The organism is Pseudonocardia charpentierae (assembly GCF_031845345.1).
Classification (GTDB): Bacteria; Actinomycetota; Actinomycetes; order Mycobacteriales; family Pseudonocardiaceae; genus Pseudonocardia; species Pseudonocardia charpentierae.
In genome coordinates this window covers 108,410-127,128 of sequence record NZ_JAVREJ010000002.1, presented here as the reverse complement: position 1 = coordinate 127,128, position 18,719 = coordinate 108,410, and the positions used below count along the sequence as shown (strand labels likewise).

Genomic DNA, 18,719 nt, shown 5'->3' with positions numbered 1-18,719 from the left:
GTGTCGTGCAGTGACTCCGGCCGTCGTCGCGGACGGCCGGAGCCGGCGATCAGGCCAGGCTGACCTTGGCGCCGGCGTCCTGCAGCTTGGCCTGCGCGGCCTCAGCGGCCTCCTTCGGCACGCCCTCCAGGATCGGCTTCGGGGCGGACTCGACGAGGTCCTTGGCCTCCTTGAGGCCCAGGCCCGAGACCAGCTCGCGGACGACCTTGATGACCTGGATCTTCTTGTCACCGGCGGCCTCGAGGACGACGTTGAACTCGTCCTTCTCCTCGGGAGCCTCGGCAGCGGCGGCCGCGGGGCCGGCGGCGGCCACGGCGACCGGGGCGGCCGCGGTGACCTCGAAGGTGTCCTCGAACTTCTTCACGAACTCCGAGAGCTCCAGCAGCGTCATGTCCTTGAACGCGTCGAGCAGCTCGTCGGTCGACAGCTTCGCCATCGTCTTCTCCTTCTGGTGCGCCGGAGGTACCGGCGCGAGTGGGGTGGGGTGTGTCAGCTCTCGGTAGCGTCGGACGTGGCGTCGGACGTGGCGTCGGACGTGGCGTCGGATACCTCAGCGGCGTCGGCGCCCTGGGCCGCCGCAGCGGCCTCGTCGGCCTCGGCAGGCGGGGCGTCGGCTGCACGCTTGTCGGCCAGAGCCTGAGCCAGCCGGGCGACCTGCGACGCCGGGGCGGCGAACAGGCCGGCCGCCTTGCTCAGGTTGCCCTTCATCGCGCCGGCCAGCTTGGCCAGCAGGACCTCGCGCGACTCGAGGTCCGCGATGCGGTTGACCTCGTCCACGGACAGCGCGTTGCCGTCCATGAAGCCGCCCTTGATAACCAGGGCCTTGTTGTCCTTCGCGAAGTCGCGAAGGGCCTTGGCCGCGTCGACCGGCTCGCCGGTGACGAACGCGATCGCGGTGGGACCGGTCAGCAGGCCGTCGAGGCCGTCGACGCCCGCGTCCTGCGCGGCCCGCTTCACCAGGGTGTTCTTGGCGATGCGGTACGACACGTCGGGGCCCAGTGCGCGGCGCAGATTGGTCAGCTGCGCCACGGTGAGGCCGCGGTACTCGGTCACCACCGAGGCGGACGCGCCCCGGAACTCGTCGGCGATCTCGTCGACCGCTGCGACCTTGTCGGGTCGTGCCATCCTTTGCCTCCTCTCGGGTTGCCAGAATGCTTGGCAGGGGCGAACCACCACGTCCGGACCCGGGAGAAGACGAACGCCCCGTGCGCAGGCACGGGGCGGAGGCAGGCACCGCAAGGAATGCGGCGCCCGGCAAGACCTCGTCCTCCTGCGCGGGCCGCCCGCTCGTGCGGGGCCTTCGTACATCCCTCGCGGAATGCAGACCTGCGGTCTCTGGTGGAACTGCGGACCAGTCTACGTCAGGTGAGGTGGGCGCCCTCCGGGGGGCGGAACCCGGCCGACACGATCGTGTGGCGCGGCGCGCCGGGTACGGCCGCCCCACCGATAGTCGACCCCGACAAGATCGACTAAGGGGGCGGCGCGGAGGAGGACATGGGCGTGGTCTGGATCGACGTCACGATGTCGTCGGGACTCAGCGGCGGCTTCCACCCGCTGGCCGAGGTCGCCTGCGACCTGCCGGAGCGCCGCCCACCACCATCGCCGGTTGGCAGCAGTGGGCGACGACCCAGCTGGGTGCGCTCGCCGCGCAGGAGGTCTGGCAACCCGGGCGGTACGGCTACACCGTCGAGCGCCGCGACCGCATGGGCAACACCGTGCAGCTGCTCAGCCGCGGTGTCTGGCAGCTGACTCCACTGCCGGCGCACTGACCGGGCCGCGCGAGGCCGGCCGGCGGATCAGTCGGGCGAGCGCGGCGAGGTCCGCAGCCGGGGTGGAGCGACGACGGGACGACATCGGCGGTGGCGGGTCGGGCGGACCGAAGCGTCGGTTCCAGTCGTAGCCGTCGCGGGAGTCCACCCCGTAGCGGGGTGCCGCGAGCGCGATCACGATGAGCAGGGCCGGGAGTAACCAGAGCGAGGTGTCCATGTGGCGAAGCATGCTCTCGACCGGCCTGGTCCTGTACAGCCAATTACGCAAGAGTGGACCACATGGCCCGTGACGACGTCGACCGCCGCATCGGCGCCCGCAGCTTCGCCCGGCTGCTCGGCGACTGGCGCCCACCCGGAGGGCGCGGGTTGACGGCGGCACTCGCCGACCGCGTCCGCCTGCTGGTGCTCGACGGTCGGTTGCCGCTGCAGATCCGCGTGCCGGCGGAGCGGGAGCTCGCCGTGGCCCTCGACGTCAGCCGGACGACGGTCGCAGCCGCCTACGAGGCGCTGCGGGAGGCCGGGATCCTGAACAGCCGACGCGGCGCCGGCAGCTGGACGCAGCTGCCGCCCGGGATCACGGCCTCGGGCGTGAGCTCACCGTTCTCCCCGCACGGTGACCGCACCCTCTTCGACCTCGCCCACGCCTCCCTCGCCGCACCGGCGACCGAACTCCGCGCAGCGGCGGCCGTGGCCGTCGAGGACCTCGACGCCCACCTGGGAGGGCACGGGTACGACCTGCTCGGGCTCCCCGTGCTGCGCGCGGCGATCGCCCGCCGCTTCACCGCCCGGGGCCTGCCCACCACGGCGGACCAGGTGCTGGTCACCGCGGGCGGGCAGGCGGCGATCTCGCTCGTGCTCGCCGCCCTCGTGACACCCGGCGACCGGGTGCTGGTCGAGCACCCGACCTACCCCAATGCGCTCGACGCCGTGCACGCTCGCGGTGCGCGGTGCGTTCCGGTGCCGCTCGACCTCGACACCCCCGGCGCCGACGCCTGGGACCTCGACCTGGTGACCTCGGCCGTCCGCGACGCGGCCCCGCGACTGGCCTACCTGGTGCCCGACCACCAGAACCCGACGGGCGCGCTGCTCGACGGCGCAGGGCGCGAACGGCTCGTCGCGCTGGCGCGCCGCACCGGTACTCCGCTGCTGATCGACGAGACGCTCGCCGAGCTGACGTTCGTGGGACCGGGCGAGGCGCCCGTCGCCACGCACGGTGCTCCCGACTCGGCGCTGGTCATCACCGTGGGCTCGGCTGCCAAGGTCCTGTGGGGCGGGCTCCGCATCGGCTGGATCCGCACCGCGGCCCCGACGATCCGGCGGCTGGCCGCGCTGCGCGCCGCGACCGACCTCGGCGGACCGGTGCTGGAGCAGCTCATCGCCGCGCGGCTGATCGACGACCTGGAACCGGTCGTGCTGGCGCGGCGGGCGGAGCTCGCCGCGGCCCGCGACCACCTGGTCGGCCGGCTCGGCAACGCCTTCCCGAGCTGGCGCCCGTCCCACCCGACCGGCGGCCTGAGCCTCTGGGTCGACCTCGGCGCGCCGGTGTCGAGCCGGCTGGTCGGCGCGGCCCGCCGGCAGGGCGTCCTGCTCGCGGCCGGCCCACGGTTCGGTCTGGCCGGCGCGTTCGAGCGCTACCTGCGGGTGCCCTACACCCTGCGGCACGACCGCGTGGAGCCCGCACTCGAGCGCCTCGTCACGGCCTGGCACACCCTCGACGAGGCGCACATCGAGACCGAGCCGGTCGCCGTCGCCTGACCGATCCCGAACACCGGAGGACGTTGATCGTGATGGGAACAGGGGCGGGGCCGCTGCGCGGGCTGCGGGTCGTGGAGCTGGCCGGCATCGGGCCCGGGCCGCACGCGGCGATGGTGCTCGCCGACCTCGGCGCGGACGTCGTGCGCGTGGACCGGCCGTCCGGCGCGCTGCAACTCGGCGACCCAGACCGGCCCGACCCCACCCTGCGAGGACGTCGCCGGGTCGCGGCCGACCTCAAGGAACCCGCCGGGCGGGAGGCGGTGTTGCGCCTGGTCGACCACGCGGACGTGCTGATCGAAGGCTACCGGCCGGGAGTGGCCGAACGTCTCGGGGTCGGGCCGGCCGACTGCCACGCCCGCAACCCCCGGCTGGTCTATGGCCGGATGACGGGGTGGGGGCAGGACGGCCCGATGGCGCAGCAGGCCGGGCACGACATCAACTACATCTCGCTGACCGGGGCCCTGCACGCGATCGGCCGGGCGGACGACCGGCCCGTGCTGCCGGTGAACCTCGTCGGCGACTTCGGCGGCGGCTCGATGCTGCTGCTCGTCGGCGTGCTCGCGGCGCTGCTGGAGGCCCGCTCCTCGGGCCGCGGGCAGGTCGTCGACGCGGCGATGGTCGACGGCGCGAGCCTGCTCATGCAGATGACGTGGGCGCTGTACGGCCAGGACCGGTGGACGGATGCCCGGGAGGCCAACCTGCTCGACGGCGGCACGCCGTACTACGACACGTATACGTGCGCGGACGGCAGGCACGTCGCCGTCGGCCCGCTGGAGCCGCGGTTCTACGCCCAACTGCTCGACGGGCTCGGCCTCGACCCGTCGACGTTGCCCGCCCAGGACGACGTCGCGGGCCATCCGGTGCTCCGGGAGCGGTTCACCGCAGCCTTCGCGACCCGCACGCGCGACGAGTGGGTGGCCGCCTTCGACGGCACCGAGGCGTGCGTGACGCCGGTGCTGGCGCTCGGGGAGGTCGCCGACCATCCGCATGTGAAGGCGCGGGGCACGGTCGTCGCGCAGGACGGCGTGCTGCAGGCCGCTCCTGCACCGCGGTTCTCGCGCACGCCCGCGACGCTGCCCGGGCCGCTGGCGGAAGCGGAGGACGTGGAGACGGTGTTGGCGGACTGGGTGCGCTGACCGACTACGGCCGGGGATGCCGGCGCACGAACCGCGGTCCGGGGGTTCGCAGCATGGTGGCTTTGCTGCGGTGCGAGTGCAGCAAAGCCACCATGCTGCACTCCGGGCACCCGCTCCCGGCACCCGCTGCGCCCCCGCAGAACGACGACACCCCGCCGCCCAGAGGGCGACGGGGTGCGGTCGGAGCGTCCGATCAGGCGGGCGGGTTCTCGTCCACCAGCAGGTTGCGGGTGCGGTTCGGGTCGACGGGGATGCCCGGGCCCGTCGTCGTCGAGACCGTGACCTTCTTCAGGTAGCGGCCCTTCGCGGCCGACGGCTTGGCCCGCAGGATCTCGTCGAGCGCCGCGCCGTAGTTCTCCACCAGCTTCTCGGTGGGGAACGACGCCTTGCCGATGACGAAGTGCAGGTTGGCCTGCTTGTCCACCCGGAAGTTGATCTTCCCGCCCTTGATGTCCTGGACGGCCTTGGTGACGTTCGGGGTGACCGTGCCAGTCTTCGGGTTCGGCATCAGGCCGCGCGGGCCGAGGATCCGGGCGATGCGCCCGACCTTGGCCATCTGGTCCGGGGTGGCGATGGCGGCGTCGAAGTCCAGCCACCCGCCCTGGATGCGCTCGATCAGGTCTTCCGCGCCGACGACGTCCGCGCCGGCGTTCTCGGCCTCAGCAGCCTTGTCGCCGGTCGCGAAGACGATCACGCGCGCGGTCTTGCCGGTGCCGTGAGGCAGGTTCACGGTGCCGCGGACCATCTGGTCCGCCTTGCGCGGGTCGACACCCAGCCGCATCGCGACCTCGACGGTGGGGTCCATCTTCGAGGTCGAGCCGGTCTCCTTCGCCAGGTTCGCGGCCTGGAGCGGGCTGTAGAGCTGCGTGCGGTCGACCAGGTCTGCGTTCTTGCGGTAGTTCTTGCTGCGCTTCATGGCTGTCCTCTGTGATTCAGGTCAGGTCGTGGTGCGAGCCGCGCCCGGCTCTTCCACGCGTTCGGGGTGGTACACGGGGTGGAACGAATCAGCCCGTGACCGTGATTCCCATGGACCGGGCGGTACCGGCGATGATCTTGGCGGCCTGGTCGATGTCGTTCGCGTTCAGGTCGGCCATCTTGGTCTGGGCGATCTGACGCACCTGATCCATGGTCACCGAGGCGACCTTGGTGCGGTGCGGCTCGCCACTGCCCTTGTCGACGCCCGCAGCCTTGAGCAGCAGGCGCGCAGCCGGGGGGGTCTTGAGCGCGAAGGTGAACGACCGGTCCTCGTACACCGAGATCTCGACCGGCACGATGTCGCCGCGCTGCGACTCGGTCGCAGCGTTGTAGGCCTTGCAGAACTCCATGATGTTCACGCCGTGCTGGCCGAGCGCGGGGCCGACCGGCGGTGCCGGGGTCGCTGCCCCGGCCTTGATCTGGAGCTTGACGATCGCGGAGAGTTTCCGCTTCTTGGGGGGCATCTCGTGATTCCTCGTGGTGTGTTCGCCGCGAACCTGCCTGCCGCGGTCGGAATGTCAGATTTTGGAGACCTGGGAGAACGCGAGCTCGACCGGGGTCTCCCGGCCGAAGATCGAGACCAGGACCTTGACCTTCTGCGCGTCGACGTTGACCTCGCTGATCGTCGCCGGCAGCGTCGCGAACGGGCCGTCCATGACGGTGACCGACTCGCCGACCTCGAAGTCGACCTCGACCGTGGGCTTGCCCGAACCGGCGGAGCCTCCGGCGGCGGCGCCCGAGCGGCCCGACCCGGCCGGCTTGGCGGCCTCGGTGCGAGGCAGCAGGAACTTCACGACCTCGTCGATCGTCAGCGCGGACGGCTTCGAGGTGGCACCGACGAAGCCGGTGACCCCCGGGGTGTTGCGCACGGCGCCCCACGACTGGTCGTTGAGCTCCATCCTGACCAGGATGTAGCCGGGCAGGACCTTGCGCTGCACCTGCTTGCGCTGGCCGTTCTTGATCTCGGTGACCTCTTCGGTCGGCACCTCGACCTGGAAGATGAAGTCTTCGACGTCCAGGGTCTGCACCCGGGTCTCGAGGTTGGTCTTCACCTTGTTCTCGTAGCCGGCGTAGGAGTGCACGACGTACCAGTCGCCAGGGGCGCGGCGCAGTGCGGCACGCATCTCCTCGGCGGGGTCGGTCTCCACGGGCTCCGCCGGCTCGTCGGCGACGGACTCCTCGGTGGCGGACTCCTCGGTGGCGGACTCCTCGGTGGCGGACTCCTCGGTGACCACGTCGTCCGCGGCCGCCGGGTCGTCGTCCGAGCCGGTGTAGGAGTGTGACGCCACGTCCGCCCCGTACGCCACCTCGACGTCGACGTCCTGCTCGGACGCGGTCGCCGCGTCGGTGTCGTCGGTCTCGATGTCGGCGGGCCGGAGGCCGCCGTCCTGGGTCGTCACGTCAATTCCTCGTTTGCACTCGTCGCGGGGTCGGTCGGTCGGGGGCCGTCAGGTACCGAACAGGAACAGCACGCCCCGCCCGAACAGGTAGTCCAGCAGTGAGACCAGCGCGACCATGAACGACACGAAGACCAGCACGACGATCGTGTACGTCACCAGCTGGTTGCGCGTCGGCCAGATGACCTTGCGCAGCTCGGCGACGACCTCACGCAGGAAGCGGACGAACCGTGCCGGCAGCGAGCCCTTGCCCTGCCGACCGCTCTCACGGACGGCGGTACCGCGGGCGCGCGTCGACCCGGCTGCAGGTGTCGCGTCCGACCGCCGGGCCCGGCGGTCCGCGGCGGTCCGTGGGCGCTCCCGCCCCGGTTCCGCCTCGCGCTCCTCGCTCACGCCGATCCCCTCGTCCACGCTGCCGTGCTGCTGCTGATGCCTACCTACCGCGCTCGTCCGATGCAGGGGCGACAGGACTTGAACCTGCAACCTGCGGTTTTGGAGACCGCTGCTCTGCCAATTGAGCTACACCCCTTGGCCGGCTCCGGCGCCCGTCGGGCGCGCGTCCGTGGACCTGGGGCCCACGTGCCACAGGAAAGTGTACGGCACCGCACAGCGCCACTTTCCGGGGCCGGTTCCCGGGTCCGGCGCCGCCCCACGACGAACCGCCGCCACCCGTTGGGGGAGGATGCCGTCATGGGCACCGCAGCACCCCCCTCCGTGACAGAACAGCACGTCCGGCACCGGATCTCCGCACGGATCGGCGGAATCGCCGAGTCGGCGACGCTGGCCGTCGACGCCAAGGCCAAGGCGCTCAAGGCGGCCGGTCGCCCCGTGATCGGCTTCGGCGCCGGCGAGCCCGACTTCCCGACGCCCGCCCCGATCGTCGCCGCCGCACAGGCCGCGTGCGCGGACCCGAAGAACCACCGCTACACCCCGGCCGCCGGGCTGCCCGAACTGCGCGCGGCGGTGGCCGAGAAGACGAAGCGCGACAGCGGCCTCGAGGTCACCGCAGGCCAGGTGCTCATCACCAACGGGGGCAAGCAGGCCGTCTACCAGGCCTTCGCAACTCTGGTCGACCCCGGCGACGAGGTGATCCTGCCCGCGCCGTACTGGACCACCTACCCCGAGGCGATCACGCTGGCGGGCGGTGTCCCGGTCGTGGTCGTGACCGGGCCGGAGGCGGACTACCTGCCGTCGGTCGAGCAGCTCGAGGCCGCCCGCACGCCGCGCACGAAGGCGCTGCTGTGGTGCTCGCCGTCGAACCCGACCGGCTCGGTCGCCTCCCGGGAGCAGACCGAGGCGGTGGGACGCTGGGCCGTCGAGCACGGCATCTGGGTCATCACCGACGAGATCTACGAGCACCTCGTGTACGACGGCGCCGAGGCCGTCTCGATGCCGGTGGCCGTGCCGGAGCTCGCCGAGACGTGCGTCGTGCTCAACGGCGTCGCGAAGACCTACGCCATGACCGGCTGGCGGGTCGGCTGGATGGCCGGCCCCGCGGACGTCATCAAGGCGGCGACGAACCTGCAGAGCCACCTCAGCTCGAACGTCTGCAACGTCGCCCAGCGCGCCGCGCTCGAGGCCGTCTCCGGGCCGTTGGACGCCGTCGCGGAGATGCGCGCGGCGTTCGACCGGCGCCGGCGCAGCATTGTCGACCTGCTCTCGGCGATCCCGGGTGTCCGGTGCCCGACCCCCCGCGGCGCGTTCTACGCCTATCCCGCCGTCCAGGAGCTGATCGGCAAGGAGCTGCGCGGCTCACGCATCGACGACACCGTCGGGCTGGCCGCTGCGATCCTGGAGCACGCCGAGGTGGCCGTGGTGCCGGGCGAGGCGTTCGGGACACCGGGCTTCCTGCGCCTGTCCTACGCCCTGGCCGACGACGACCTGCGCACGGGCGTCGAGCGGATGGGTGCACTGCTCGCCGAGGCGAAGTAGCGGCACTTCCCGCGTCACACGACAGCGGCGTCCGCCGGGGCAGACCCGGCGGACGCCGCTGTCGTTCGTCGTGGGGTGTGAGGTCAGACGGGGAGGCGGACCCGTGCGACGGCGCGACCCAGCACCGTCTTGCCCGCCACGGCGGCGGTGATCGCGACCGTGGCGATCCGGGCGCTGTCGCCCTCGTCGTCGACGGCCTTGACGGTGCCGGTGAGCTCCAGCTCGACGCCCTCGTCGTCGTCCGGGACGACGACGGGCCGCGTGAAGCGGGCCGAGTAGCCGACCACGGCCGCCGGGTCGCCGATCCAGGCCGTCACCAGTCGTCCGGCCAGCGCCATCGTCAGCATCCCGTGCGCGATCACGTTCGGCAGCCCCACACCCACCGCGATGCGCTCGCTCCAGTGGATCGGGTTGAAGTCGCCCGACGCGCCCGCGTACTTCACCAGATCCAGACGCGTCATCCGCACCACGAGGGGCGGCAGGATGTCGCCGGGAGCGGCGTCCACGGGGCCGGCGGTGGTCACGACGGCTCCACGGGCACGACGGTGACGAACAGCGCGAGTCCCGTCAGCACGGGCTCGCCCGCGGTGTCCGCCACCTCGAACCGCAGCGTGAGGAAGAGGCTTCCACCGCGGCTGCGCAGGTCGTCGACGTGCAAGGTGATGACCACCTCGTCGCCGGCGTACAGCGGCCGGTGCATGGTGAACGACTGATCACCGTGCACCATCCGGCTGTAGTCCCAGCCGACGGCCGGGTCGCGGAGGAAGGCCTCCATGGCCGGGATCGTGAAGGTGGCCGCGAAGGTGGGCGGGGCGACGAGGTCCGGGTGACCCGCGGCCCGCGCGGCGTCGAGGTCTGTACACACAAGAGCGCCCTCGCCGACGGCGAGGGCGAACTCCCGGACCTTCTCGCGTCCGACCACGTAGGGCCGGGACGACGGCAGCGCTCGGCCGACGTACTCCGCAATCACCTGGTCTCGCGGTGTTCGCGATGCAGGTTGCAGTTCGAGCAGTACTTCTTGATCGTGAGCCGGTCGGGGTCGTTCCGCCGGTTCTTCTTGGTGATGTAGTTGCGGTGCTTACACACCTCGCACGCCAGCGTGATCTTCGGCCGGACGTCGGTGGCCTTCGCCATCGCGGGTGCCTCCTGCTTGCTTTTCGGAACTGGTCAGCCTGGTAGCGGTGGCCGGACTTGAACCGGCGACACAGCGATTATGAGCCGCTTGCTCTACCGACTGAGCTACACCGCTTCGCGAGAACGGCCCGACTGAACGCGACCCGACTCACTAGAGCCCCTTTACGGAATCGAACCGTAGACCTTCTCCTTACCATGGAGACGCTCTGCCGACTGAGCTAAAGGGGCGGCACGGCCCGGCGGGTAGCGCTCCCAACGGGCGTGGACGATGCTACACAACCTCGCGACCGGCCCTGAAACGGGGCCGACGCGGGGTGGCGTGTTCGGCGTCAGCCGCGGCCTGCACGCGGGTACGGCAACAGGGCCATCTCCCGCGCGTTGCGGATCGCCGTGGCGACCTGCCGCTGCTGCTGGGGAGTCAGGCCGGTGACCCGGCGCGCACGGATCTTGCCGCGGTCGGAGATGAACGTCCGCAGCAGCGTGACGTCCTTCCAGTCGACGTCGGCGATCCGCTTGGCGTGCAGCGGATTGACCTTGCGCTTCGGGGTCCGGCGGGGGGGCGGTGGCACAGCTCGACACTCCTCGGACTGACTTGGTTTCGTGCCAGCCTACCCCGTGCCGATACGGACCTGCGACGGTCGGCGAACGGCGCTAACGTCGAGCGCTCCGGGAACGATCATCGAGGCGTACCGGAGCCGGCTCCGTCCGGTGCCCGCTCCCCGCCCGTCCGAGCACTCGGTGGTCCCCATGTCCGCGCCGACGCCCTCGTCGCGCCCGCAGTACGTCCCGTCCGTCCGACCGGTCGATCCGCTCTTGCGGGTGTCGGCCGACGCCCGGACGATGCGGATCGCGCCGTGCCTCCCGGACGATCACCTCGTCGGGACACCGCGCAACGCGCAACGCCTCGTGCTCAGGGCCCGCTCGCCGCTGGGATCAGCGGTCGACGTGGTCGCCAGGCTGGGCACGGCCGTCACCCTCGCCGCCCTACTGGTGGTGACGGCGACGGCGCTCGGCGCCGTCGACGGCGAACCGATGCCGACAGGAGCCGCGACGACGGGCCGCTAGACCGGTGTGAGGGTCACGCCACTTCGCCTTGGGCGAGCGGAGCCTTGAGGACGTCGTCCACCAGCCGCATGACGAGCTGGCTGCCCCCGAGGCGGTAACCGAACTCCTCCCAGGTCAGCAGCTCCCGTGACAGGAGCTCGCCGACCGGGCCGGGGTAGAGCCGGGTGACGCGGAACGCGGCGGCGCGCAGTCGCATCTTCTCGTGGTGATCCATGGGTACGGGGGTCATCCCGTTCACCTCCGACAGGCCGGTGCGGTTCGGCGCGCTCTCAGCGCTGAGTCGCCACCCGAGAGAACCCCATAGTGACGGGAGTATGCCTGGCACATGTCCGCAGAGTGACGGGAATCTCACTCTACGAACACATGCCGTAGGTATCCGGTCACGGCGCCGCCCGTCGCGGCGCGGTCGCCGCTACCGTCCCGTCCGTGACCGCCGTCGAACGCACTGCGCCGTCGAGCCGGACGCGGGACCTGCTCTGGTCGGACATGGACGACATCTACGCGGCGATCCTGCGCCATCCGTTCGTCGCCGGGCTGACCGACGGCACGCTGCCGCGCGAGGCCTTCCGCCACTACATCGTCCAGGACGCCCACTACCTCCGCGGCTACGCCCGCGCGCTGGCCCTGTGCGGAGCCCGGGCCGAGGAACCGCGCGACACCGTGATGTTCGGCGCCCACGCGGGCGGGGCGATCGCCGCGGAGCAGAGCCTGCACGCGGACCTGCTGGCCGACCTCGGCCTGACCCCCGAGGCCGCAGCCGCGGCGCCGGTCGCCCCCACGACGCGCGCCTACATCAGCTACCTCCTCGCGACCGCGCACGCCGGCTCGTTCGCCGAGGCCGTCGCGGCCGTGCTCCCCTGCTACTGGATCTACGCCCGGGTCGGCGAGGAACTGCTCGACCGGGGCTCACCGGATCCGCTCTACGCCCGGTGGATCGCGACGTACGGCGGCGAGGAGTTCCAGGCCGTCGTCGATGCGGTGCTGGACGTGACCGACCGGGTCGGCGCCGCGGCGTCGCCACGCGAACTGGCGCTGATGCGCGAGCACGTGACCGTCACCTCGCGCTACGAGTGGATGTTCTGGGACGCCGCGTGGCGGCGCGAGACGTGGCCCGTCTGACGCCGTCAGCGGGCGTCGAGGCGGTTCGGGATCAGCAGGTGCAGCACGGCCGACACGACCGCGACCACGATCGCGCCCCAGAACGCCGCCCAGAACCCGTCGACGACGAACGGCAGGCCGAGGCGCTCCGCGAGCCACCCGACGAGGAGGAGCAGCAGGGCGTTGACCACCAGCCCGATCAGCCCGAGGGTGAGGGCGTAGAGCAGGCAGCCCAGGGTCTTGATGACCGGCTTGAGGATCTCCTCGACGACCACGAAGATCGCGGCGACGCCGACGAGCTCGGCGATCAGCAATCCCGTGCTGCTGCCGCTGATCCCGATCCCGGGGACGACCTTGGTCGCCACCCACAGCGCCACGGCGACGACCGCGATCCGGACGATCGCGAACGTGAGCCTCATCAGCTCACCACCGCCTGGGCGACCAACGCGCGCAGGCGCGAGCGGATCGGGTAGGTGCTCGACGGCAGGAACTGGGTGAAGAACATCGCGGTGACCTCCTCGACCGGGTCGACGTAGAAAGCCGTGCTGGCCATCCCGCCCCAGGCGTACTCCCCCGGGCTGGTGAGCACCTTCCCCGCCGCCACGTCCACGACCGTGGAGAAGCCCAGCCCGAAGCCGACGCCGCGGAACGCCGACTCGGCGAAGATGGGGCGCCCGATCTGCTCGAGGTCCGCGCCACCCGGCAGGTGGTTGCGGGTCATGAAGGCGACGGTGCGCGGGCCGAGCAGCCGGACACCGTCGAGCTCGCCGCCGCGCAGCAGCATCTGGGTGAACCGGTGGTAGTCGCCGGCCGTCGAGACCAGCCCCGCGCCTCCGGCGTGCAGCAGCGGCGGCCGCGTGGCGTCCTCGCCGAGGCCGTTCGCCACGAGCCTGCCGTCCGACCCCCGCATGTAGAGCGTGGCGAGCCGGTCGAGGTCGTCCTCCGCGACCGACCACGCCGTCTCGTCCATGCCCAGCGGGCCGAGGACCTGCTCGGCGAGGAAGGTCTCGAACGGCTGGCCCGAGGCGACCTCGACGACGCGACCGAGCACGTCGGTCGAGACGCCGTAGTTCCACTCGGTGCCGGGCTGGAACAGCAGCGGTATGTCGGCGAGCAGGTCGCACGCCCCGGCGAGGTCGACGCCGGGCGGGACCGAGTACTCGAAGCCGCGCAGGCGGTACATCTCGTCGACGGGATGGGCGTGGTGGAAGCCGTAGGTCAGCCCGGAGGTGTGGGTGAGCAGGTGCCAGACCCGCACGGGCTCGGTGACCGGGACCGTCGACGGGTTCAGCGCCGGACCGGCGTTGTAGACGCGGGCGTCGGCGAACGACGGGATGAAGCGCGCCACCGGATCGGTCAGCTCCAGCGCGCCCTGCTCGTAGAGCATCATCGCCGCGACCGACGTGATCGGCTTGGTCATCGAGTAGATGCGCCAGATCGTGTCGTCGGAGACGGGCAGCCCGGCGTCGAGGTCGCGCAGCCCGTGGTGGGACAGGTGCGCGACCCGCCCACGCCGGCTGACCGCGACCGTCCAGCCCGCGAGCAGGCCGTCGTCGACGTACCGGCGGAAGTGCCGATCGATCCGCGCGAGCCGGCCGGGGTCGAAACCGACCTCCGCAGGTTCCGCGTCCACCTTGATCAGGGCCACGCGGCCGACCCTACCGGCGCGCGGTGACCTCGTCGTTCGTCGTGAGACCGGCGGCAGCCAGCGCGCCGTCGAGGTCGGTGTGGCGCAGCACCCGGGAGATGCGGCCGTCCGCGACCCCGAACGCCGTCGCGACCCGGACGGGCGCCGTGAGATCGCCGGTGCCCCCGTCGACCCAGCGCGCGTCCTGCTCGACGACCGCCCCCTCGTCGCCGCAGAACCACCGCAGCGGCTGCAGCCGGACGGCCGCGTGCCCCACCCAGCCGACCAGCAGCCCGCGACCCCGACCGGCGCCGCGGGGGCCGCCGACCTGAACGTCGTCGGTACACAGCGCACCCGCAGCGGGGGCGTCACCGGCGTTCACCGCGGTGTGCCACGCCTCGATCACGTCGAGCATGGCGCGGAGAGTAGCGCCGGGACCCTCGCCTCTTCACCGGTGGACACGTCCTGCGGGCGGCAGGATCCCGCGGGTCGCGTCGACGAGCACGAGCGTCCAGTCGTGTGCGGCCCCGTCGCCGACGTCCGGAGGGTGGAGCGTGACGGCCCGTCCCCGCTTCACCGACCCGACGTCGACCGTCTCGCCGCTGACTCCGTCGACCCACCAGCCCCGCACGTCCGGGCCGGTCAGCGCGGTCGTGTCGACGGTGACCGACGCCGTGCCGGCGTGCCGGACGAGCAGGAGCTCCCCCGATGCCGTCGCCCTGCCGACGACGGCATCGACGGCAGGCCGGGCCGGATGCCCGGCGGTGAGACCCGGAGGGATCAGCGACGGGAGCACGGCCAGGCCGAGCACCGCAGCCATGACGGCACCCCCGGCAGACGGCCACGGTGGTCGCACCTGCATCGTCGTACTCCTTCCGGCGCAACAGCCTCGGTCGGACGGATCAGTACGAGGGTTACCCGCAGCTGGCGGTCGGGCAGTCGGCCACTCCGCACCCGATCAGGTGGTGCGGCGACGTCACGGAATCAGGGGAGATGACGGGCCGGCGAGATCCCGCGCCGTACCGCGATTCGGGTATGCGCCGTAATGAAGGTCGTGCGCAACGCGAGAACGATCATGTCAGTCCCCGCTGGGCCCACCGGAGTGCCGCATGCAGCTCGTCCCCCTGTCCACTGACGGCCGGGTCGAGGCCGTCGTGACGACACCGCTGCCACCCGGGCCGCTGCGCGTCGCCCTGCGGCCGGCGGGCGCGGCCGTGACGGTGGAGGCGCTGGGCCCGGGCCGGCCACGGCGGGTGGGCCGGCTGACCGCTGCGGACGCCGTGGCCTACGGGCCCGTGCTGACCCGGCTGGCCGGCCGGGGACACGTGGGCACGTGCCCGGCCCGGGTGACCCGTACCGGCGAGACCGTGACGCTCACGCTGCAGCTCGGATCGTCGGCCACGTGCGCACCTCGCGACTCCCCCTGCTCGACGCCCCTGCCCATCGCCCGGACGACCAAGCTGCTCGCAGCGGTACCCGGCACCCCCACGGCGTCGCGCCGGACCTGTCCCCCGCGGCCGACGACCGGTCCGCGGCCGCACATGACCGCGGGGACGGCACGTGTCGCGACGTCCGCCCCGGTCCGGCGTCCGCCGCTGCCGGCCCGCCCGCCCGCCCAGTTCGGCCAGGCCGAGGACACTCCGCCCCGGCTCACCCCCTGCCAGCGGCGCCGCATCCTGTGGGCGAGCATCGGCATCGCGGCCCTGCTGCTGCTCGCGTTCACGGTGCAGCAGCACAGCGGCACCGCGCAGGCCGAGGCTCTGACGGTCGTACTTCGTTCTGATGACGGGTGAGCTGCGCCTTCCCGCGGAGCCGACGGCCACGAGGCGGCCGGTCGACGAGCCACTGGCGGTCCCGACGAGCGTGGTCACGCACGCCGTGCCGCGTCAGCGCACACGTCCGCCGACGCCGTACGGCGTGCCGCGCCCCCCGGCCACCCGGCGCCGATCGCGGCGGCTGCTCGGGGTCGTCGGCGCGGTCGTCGGGGTGCTGGTGGTCGCGTCCGCGCTCGGCAGCGGGTGCGTGCCGATCGCCAGCGACGTCGACTGCCGAGGCGGCAGCGGCAACGGTCCGGCGTACGTCGAGGGACCTGTACGGATCATCGGTAAGGACATATACCGCCTCGACGGAGGCGGAGAGCCGGGCGTCGGCTGCGAGTAGCGTCGCCGGCGTGGACGCCGACGTCGTGGTGGTCGGGGCCGGGCTCGCGGGGCTGGTCGCCACCGCCGAGCTCGCCGAGGCCGGGCGCCGCGTCGTCGTCGTGGACCAGGAGCCCGAGGCGTCGCTGGGCGGCCAGGCGTACTGGGCCTTCGGCGGGCTGTTCCTCGTCGACTCGCCCGAACAGCGCCGGACGGGCATCCGCGACTCGTTCGACCTCGCGCTGCAGGACTGGCTGGGCAGTGCGGGGTTCGACCGCGGCGTCGACGACCCCACCGGCGAGGACCACTGGGCGCGCCAGTGGGCCACCGCCTACGTCGACTTCGCCTGCGGCGAGAAGCGCGCGTGGCTGCACGGGCTGGGTGTCCGGTTCTTCTCGGTGGTCGGCTGGGCAGAGCGCGGTGGGCACCTCGCCGACGGGCACGGCAACTCGGTGCCCCGGTTCCACGTCGTCTGGGGCACCGGCCCCGGGCTGCTCGAGCCGTTCGTGCGCACGGTCCGCACGGCCGTCGCCGAGGGGCGCGTCGAGCTGCGGTTCCGGCATCGCGTCGACGGCCTCACCACTTCCGCGGGCGCGGTCGACGGTGTCGCGGGAACGGTACTGGCACCGAGTGACGCCGCCCGTGGCCGGGCGAGCTCTCGGGAGCCGGTCGGCACCTTCACCCTCCGAGCCCAGGCCGTGATCGTCACGTCCGGAGGCATCGGGGCGGACCACGACCTCGTCCGGGAGTTCTGGCCCGACCGGTTGGGCACCCCGCCCGGCCGGATGATCTCCGGCGTACCCGCTCACGTCGACGGGCGCATGCTCGCGATCACAGAGAAGACCGGCGGCCGGCTGGTGAACCGCGACCGCATGTGGCACTACACAGAGGGCATCGAGAACTGGGACCCGATCTGGGCCCGGCACGGCATCCGGATCCTGCCCGGGCCGTCGGCCCTGTGGTTCGACGCCCGCGGCCGACGGTTGCCCGCGCCGAACTTCCCGGGCTTCGACACGCTCGGAACCCTCGCCGCGCTGCGCGCGACCGGCCACGACCACTCGTGGTTCGTCCTCACCATGAAGATCCTCGAGAAGGAGTTCGCGCTGTCCGGGTCCGAGCAGAACCCGGACCTCACCGGCCGGAGCCTGCGCGCGGTGGCCGCACGGCTCCGTCCCGGCCCGGCCGCACCGGTACGCGCGTTCCTCGACCACGGCGCGGACTTCGTCGTCGCCGACACCCTGCCCGAGCTCGTCGCCGGCATGAACGCGCTGACCGACGAGCCGCTGCTCGACCTCGCCGAGATCGAGCGGCAGATCGTCGCCCGGGACCGCGAGATGGCGAACCCCTTCACGAAAGACCTGCAGGTGATGGCGGGCCACAACGCACGGAGGCACCGCGGGGACCGCCTGCTCCGCACCGCGGCGCCGCACCGCATCCTCGATCCGGCGGCCGGGCCGCTGGTTGCCGTCCGTCTCCACGTGCTGACCCGCAAGACGCTCGGCGGGCTCCAGACGGACCTGTCGTCGCGGGTGCTCGACGCGTCCGGCGCTCCGATCGACGGGTTGTACGCGGCCGGCGAGGTGGCCGGCTTCGGCGGGGGCGGGGTGCACGGTTACCGGGCCCTGGAGGGCACGTTCCTGGGCGGCTGCCTCTTCTCCGGCCGCCGGGCCGGGCGCGCGGCAGCACTGGAGGTGCGGTGACGGTCCTGACGGTGCGGCGGGAAGCGCCGGGCGACGTGGGATCGATCCGCGACGTCCACCGCGCGGCGTTCGGCGGTGGTGAGCCCGTCGAGGCGGGACTGGTCGATGCGCTGCGCGCCGACGCCGCCTGGCTGCCCCACCTGTCGCTGGTCGCGGTGCGCGACGGGGAGCTGGTCGGGCACGTTGTCGCGACACGGGCACGGGTCGGCGACGTGCCGGCGCTCGGTGTGGGGCCGCTCGGCGTCCTGCCCGCGGTACAGGGCCGGGGCGTGGGCTGCGCACTCATGTACGCGCTGTTGGGTGCGGCCCAAGCGCGCGATGAGACGATCGTCGGACTGCTCGGCGAGCCCGCGTACTACGGGCGGTTCGGGTTCGTGACGGCGACCGACGTCGGGATCACTCCTCCGGACCCGGGGTGGGGCCGGTACTTCCAGGTGCTCGTGGCCGGTGGCCGGTCGTCGACCGGCACGTTCCGCTACGCGGCGCCTTTCGACGACCTGGTCTGACGGCGGGGAGGCCACGTCGTGCGACGTGGCCTCCCGTCGCCCGACCTACTTGGCGCCCGCGTCGTGCAGCTGGCTGATCAGCGTGGCCGCCCGGAAGTACTTGTTCTTCCCGAGATCGCCGATGGTCTTGATGTTGAAAGCGGCCTTGAGGTGCTCGGCGTCGCCGTCGCTGACGCCGGCCAGTGCGCTGACCGGAGCGCTGAGCAGCTCGGCGAGTGAGCTGTTCTCGAACTCCTTGTCGAGCAGGGAGTCGAGGTTGATCTCCACGGCCATGTCCACCTCCGTCGGTAGGGATCCAGGTGCACGTGCGGCACCGGGTGCTTCAGCACTCCGTACCCCGCGACCCGTGTCGTTCACCCGTGCCTCGTCCGGCGGGGCGCATCCACCCCACGATCGTGATCCTTCAACCACCCGTGACCTGCTATCTCGGGCGAACCGGGCAAGCCGGACGTGATCTCTCGACCATGTAACGGTCGGAGACAAGAAG

Annotated in this window: 26 protein-coding genes and 3 tRNA genes; 9 read left to right on the top strand and 20 right to left on the bottom strand. The window is 72.3% G+C overall.

Annotation, left to right across the window (positions count from 1 at the left end; all coding sequences use genetic code 11):
- Positions 1-49: 49 nt before the first annotated feature.
- The 3 genes from rplL to RM445_RS03585 form a co-directional block, all read right to left on the bottom strand.
- Positions 50-436: a 50S ribosomal protein L7/L12 gene (rplL, locus tag RM445_RS03595; protein WP_311554526.1), complete on the bottom strand. Its 387-nt coding sequence runs from the start codon at positions 434-436 to the stop codon at positions 50-52.
- Between the two features lie 53 nt (positions 437-489).
- Entirely contained in the window at positions 490-1,125 is a 636-nt protein-coding gene (gene rplJ, locus RM445_RS03590; protein ID WP_311554524.1) for a 50S ribosomal protein L10, read from the bottom strand.
- Between the two features lie 600 nt (positions 1,126-1,725).
- Positions 1,726-1,986, bottom strand: coding sequence for a hypothetical protein (locus RM445_RS03585; protein WP_311554523.1), 261 nt, complete (start codon positions 1,984-1,986; stop codon positions 1,726-1,728).
- Between the two features lie 62 nt (positions 1,987-2,048).
- Here RM445_RS03585 and yczR point away from each other — a divergent pair, with 62 nt between their 5' ends.
- Together yczR and RM445_RS03575 are read left to right on the top strand one after the other, a co-directional pair.
- A complete protein-coding gene (gene yczR / locus RM445_RS03580; RefSeq protein ID WP_311554522.1) occupies positions 2,049-3,524 on the top strand; it encodes a MocR-like transcription factor YczR in 1,476 nt (491 codons plus the stop codon).
- 32 nt (positions 3,525-3,556) lie between these two features.
- Complete coding sequence (locus RM445_RS03575) at positions 3,557-4,660, top strand: CaiB/BaiF CoA transferase family protein (RefSeq protein ID WP_311554907.1); 1,104 nt, start codon at positions 3,557-3,559, stop codon at positions 4,658-4,660.
- A gap of 193 nt (positions 4,661-4,853) precedes the next feature.
- Here the strand turns inward: RM445_RS03575 and rplA are convergent, their stop codons facing one another.
- From rplA to RM445_RS03550, 5 genes are all read right to left on the bottom strand, one after another.
- Entirely contained in the window at positions 4,854-5,576 is a 723-nt protein-coding gene (rplA, locus tag RM445_RS03570) for a 50S ribosomal protein L1 (RefSeq protein WP_311554521.1), read from the bottom strand.
- An 88-nt stretch (positions 5,577-5,664) separates the two neighbouring features.
- Positions 5,665-6,099: a 50S ribosomal protein L11 gene (gene rplK, locus RM445_RS03565; RefSeq protein ID WP_311554520.1), complete on the bottom strand. Its 435-nt coding sequence runs from the start codon at positions 6,097-6,099 to the stop codon at positions 5,665-5,667.
- Positions 6,100-6,153: 54 nt separating this feature from the next.
- Positions 6,154-7,035: a transcription termination/antitermination protein NusG gene (nusG, locus tag RM445_RS03560; protein ID WP_311554519.1), complete on the bottom strand. Its 882-nt coding sequence runs from the start codon at positions 7,033-7,035 to the stop codon at positions 6,154-6,156.
- A 48-nt stretch (positions 7,036-7,083) separates the two neighbouring features.
- Positions 7,084-7,425, bottom strand: coding sequence for a preprotein translocase subunit SecE (gene secE, locus RM445_RS03555; RefSeq protein WP_311554906.1), 342 nt, complete (start codon positions 7,423-7,425; stop codon positions 7,084-7,086).
- 63 nt (positions 7,426-7,488) lie between these two features.
- Positions 7,489-7,561, bottom strand: a tRNA-Trp gene (locus tag RM445_RS03550).
- 161 nt (positions 7,562-7,722) lie between these two features.
- Here RM445_RS03550 and RM445_RS03545 point away from each other — a divergent pair.
- Positions 7,723-8,964, top strand: coding sequence for a pyridoxal phosphate-dependent aminotransferase (locus tag RM445_RS03545; RefSeq protein WP_311554518.1), 1,242 nt, complete (start codon positions 7,723-7,725; stop codon positions 8,962-8,964).
- Positions 8,965-9,047: 83 nt separating this feature from the next.
- On the opposite strand, the gene RM445_RS03540 is transcribed toward RM445_RS03545, so the two are convergent.
- The 6 genes from RM445_RS03540 to rpsR form a co-directional block, all read right to left on the bottom strand.
- The gene (locus RM445_RS03540) at positions 9,048-9,425 is read right to left on the bottom strand and encodes a MaoC/PaaZ C-terminal domain-containing protein (RefSeq protein ID WP_311554905.1); all 378 of its coding nucleotides are present in this window, start codon (positions 9,423-9,425) and stop codon (positions 9,048-9,050) included.
- A gap of 59 nt (positions 9,426-9,484) precedes the next feature.
- Positions 9,485-9,934 (bottom strand): FAS1-like dehydratase domain-containing protein, encoded by a 450-nt coding sequence (locus RM445_RS03535; RefSeq protein WP_311554517.1) that lies wholly within the window; start codon positions 9,932-9,934, stop codon positions 9,485-9,487.
- A complete protein-coding gene (gene rpmG / locus RM445_RS03530) occupies positions 9,931-10,098 on the bottom strand; it encodes a 50S ribosomal protein L33 (protein WP_311554516.1) in 168 nt (55 codons plus the stop codon). Before rpmG ends, RM445_RS03535 begins: the two co-directional genes overlap by 4 nt.
- Positions 10,099-10,137: 39 nt before the next feature.
- Positions 10,138-10,213: transfer RNA gene (locus tag RM445_RS03525), tRNA-Met, on the bottom strand.
- A 40-nt stretch (positions 10,214-10,253) separates the two neighbouring features.
- A tRNA-Thr gene (locus RM445_RS03520) sits at positions 10,254-10,326 on the bottom strand.
- A 101-nt stretch (positions 10,327-10,427) separates the two neighbouring features.
- A complete protein-coding gene (rpsR, locus tag RM445_RS03515) occupies positions 10,428-10,667 on the bottom strand; it encodes a 30S ribosomal protein S18 (RefSeq protein WP_311554515.1) in 240 nt (79 codons plus the stop codon).
- A gap of 178 nt (positions 10,668-10,845) precedes the next feature.
- Here rpsR and RM445_RS03510 point away from each other — a divergent pair, with 178 nt between their 5' ends.
- Complete coding sequence (locus RM445_RS03510; protein WP_311554514.1) at positions 10,846-11,163, top strand: hypothetical protein; 318 nt, start codon at positions 10,846-10,848, stop codon at positions 11,161-11,163.
- 13 nt (positions 11,164-11,176) lie between these two features.
- Here the strand turns inward: RM445_RS03510 and RM445_RS03505 are convergent, their stop codons facing one another.
- A complete protein-coding gene (locus RM445_RS03505) occupies positions 11,177-11,392 on the bottom strand; it encodes a hypothetical protein (RefSeq protein WP_311554513.1) in 216 nt (71 codons plus the stop codon).
- A gap of 197 nt (positions 11,393-11,589) precedes the next feature.
- Between RM445_RS03505 and tenA the strand changes: the two genes are divergently transcribed.
- Entirely contained in the window at positions 11,590-12,282 is a 693-nt protein-coding gene (gene tenA, locus RM445_RS03500) for a thiaminase II (RefSeq protein WP_311554512.1), read from the top strand.
- A 5-nt stretch (positions 12,283-12,287) separates the two neighbouring features.
- Here the strand turns inward: tenA and RM445_RS03495 are convergent, their stop codons facing one another.
- Genes RM445_RS03495 through RM445_RS03480 form a run of 4 tightly spaced genes read right to left on the bottom strand, consistent with a single transcriptional unit; the run spans position 12,288 to position 14,708 of the window.
- Positions 12,288-12,680 carry a phage holin family protein gene (locus tag RM445_RS03495; RefSeq protein ID WP_311554511.1) on the bottom strand — a complete coding sequence of 131 codons (393 nt, stop codon included), beginning with the start codon at positions 12,678-12,680 and terminating at the stop codon, positions 12,288-12,290.
- Positions 12,680-13,909: a serine hydrolase domain-containing protein gene (locus RM445_RS03490; RefSeq protein WP_311554510.1), complete on the bottom strand. Its 1,230-nt coding sequence runs from the start codon at positions 13,907-13,909 to the stop codon at positions 12,680-12,682. Before RM445_RS03490 ends, RM445_RS03495 begins: the two co-directional genes overlap by 1 nt.
- 10 nt (positions 13,910-13,919) lie before the next feature.
- Positions 13,920-14,303: a nuclear transport factor 2 family protein gene (locus tag RM445_RS03485; RefSeq protein ID WP_311554509.1), complete on the bottom strand. Its 384-nt coding sequence runs from the start codon at positions 14,301-14,303 to the stop codon at positions 13,920-13,922.
- A 33-nt stretch (positions 14,304-14,336) separates the two neighbouring features.
- Positions 14,337-14,708, bottom strand: coding sequence for a putative collagen-binding domain-containing protein (locus RM445_RS03480; RefSeq protein ID WP_311554508.1), 372 nt, complete (start codon positions 14,706-14,708; stop codon positions 14,337-14,339).
- 289 nt (positions 14,709-14,997) lie between these two features.
- Between RM445_RS03480 and RM445_RS03475 the strand changes: the two genes are divergently transcribed.
- The 4 genes from RM445_RS03475 to RM445_RS03460 are packed head-to-tail and all read left to right on the top strand — an operon-like array spanning position 14,998 to position 18,232.
- Positions 14,998-15,681 carry a hypothetical protein gene (locus tag RM445_RS03475; RefSeq protein ID WP_311554507.1) on the top strand — a complete coding sequence of 228 codons (684 nt, stop codon included), beginning with the start codon at positions 14,998-15,000 and terminating at the stop codon, positions 15,679-15,681.
- Complete coding sequence (locus RM445_RS03470) at positions 15,671-16,048, top strand: hypothetical protein (RefSeq protein WP_311554506.1); 378 nt, start codon at positions 15,671-15,673, stop codon at positions 16,046-16,048. The genes RM445_RS03475 and RM445_RS03470 overlap by 11 nt, the downstream gene beginning before the upstream one ends.
- 10 nt (positions 16,049-16,058) lie before the next feature.
- Positions 16,059-17,726, top strand: coding sequence for an FAD-binding dehydrogenase (locus RM445_RS03465; RefSeq protein ID WP_311554505.1), 1,668 nt, complete (start codon positions 16,059-16,061; stop codon positions 17,724-17,726).
- Complete coding sequence (locus tag RM445_RS03460; protein WP_311554504.1) at positions 17,723-18,232, top strand: GNAT family N-acetyltransferase; 510 nt, start codon at positions 17,723-17,725, stop codon at positions 18,230-18,232. The genes RM445_RS03465 and RM445_RS03460 overlap by 4 nt, the downstream gene beginning before the upstream one ends.
- 45 nt (positions 18,233-18,277) lie before the next feature.
- Here RM445_RS03460 and RM445_RS03455 read toward each other — a convergent pair whose 3' ends face one another.
- Entirely contained in the window at positions 18,278-18,505 is a 228-nt protein-coding gene (locus tag RM445_RS03455) for a hypothetical protein (protein WP_311554503.1), read from the bottom strand.
- Positions 18,506-18,719 lie beyond the last annotated feature (214 nt).

Bases quoted from the DNA above. Each gene is read 5' to 3' on its own strand.
- RM445_RS03455 (WP_311554503.1), bottom strand. From the start codon at position 18,505: ATGGCCGTGGAGATCAACCTCGACTCCCTGCTCGACAAGGAGTTCGAG.
- rplA (WP_311554521.1), bottom strand. From the start codon at position 5,576: ATGAAGCGCAGCAAGAACTACCGCAAGAACGCAGACCTGGTCGACCGC.
- RM445_RS03585 (WP_311554523.1), bottom strand. From the start codon at position 1,986: ATGGACACCTCGCTCTGGTTACTCCCGGCCCTGCTCATCGTGATCGCG.
- RM445_RS03545 (WP_311554518.1), top strand. From the start codon at position 7,723: ATGGGCACCGCAGCACCCCCCTCCGTGACAGAACAGCACGTCCGGCAC.
- yczR (WP_311554522.1), top strand. From the start codon at position 2,049: ATGGCCCGTGACGACGTCGACCGCCGCATCGGCGCCCGCAGCTTCGCC.
- RM445_RS03475 (WP_311554507.1), top strand. From the start codon at position 14,998: ATGCAGCTCGTCCCCCTGTCCACTGACGGCCGGGTCGAGGCCGTCGTG.
- rplK (WP_311554520.1), bottom strand. From the start codon at position 6,099: ATGCCCCCCAAGAAGCGGAAACTCTCCGCGATCGTCAAGCTCCAGATC.
- RM445_RS03495 (WP_311554511.1), bottom strand. From the start codon at position 12,680: ATGAGGCTCACGTTCGCGATCGTCCGGATCGCGGTCGTCGCCGTGGCG.
- RM445_RS03480 (WP_311554508.1), bottom strand. From the start codon at position 14,708: ATGGCTGCGGTGCTCGGCCTGGCCGTGCTCCCGTCGCTGATCCCTCCG.
- RM445_RS03575 (WP_311554907.1), top strand. From the start codon at position 3,557: ATGGGAACAGGGGCGGGGCCGCTGCGCGGGCTGCGGGTCGTGGAGCTG.
- RM445_RS03470 (WP_311554506.1), top strand. From the start codon at position 15,671: ATGACGGGTGAGCTGCGCCTTCCCGCGGAGCCGACGGCCACGAGGCGG.
- rplL (WP_311554526.1), bottom strand. From the start codon at position 436: ATGGCGAAGCTGTCGACCGACGAGCTGCTCGACGCGTTCAAGGACATG.
- RM445_RS03510 (WP_311554514.1), top strand. From the start codon at position 10,846: ATGTCCGCGCCGACGCCCTCGTCGCGCCCGCAGTACGTCCCGTCCGTC.
- RM445_RS03540 (WP_311554905.1), bottom strand. From the start codon at position 9,425: ATGACGCGTCTGGATCTGGTGAAGTACGCGGGCGCGTCGGGCGACTTC.
- RM445_RS03505 (WP_311554513.1), bottom strand. From the start codon at position 11,392: ATGACCCCCGTACCCATGGATCACCACGAGAAGATGCGACTGCGCGCC.
- RM445_RS03485 (WP_311554509.1), bottom strand. From the start codon at position 14,303: ATGCTCGACGTGATCGAGGCGTGGCACACCGCGGTGAACGCCGGTGAC.
- rplJ (WP_311554524.1), bottom strand. From the start codon at position 1,125: ATGGCACGACCCGACAAGGTCGCAGCGGTCGACGAGATCGCCGACGAG.
- rpmG (WP_311554516.1), bottom strand. From the start codon at position 10,098: ATGGCGAAGGCCACCGACGTCCGGCCGAAGATCACGCTGGCGTGCGAG.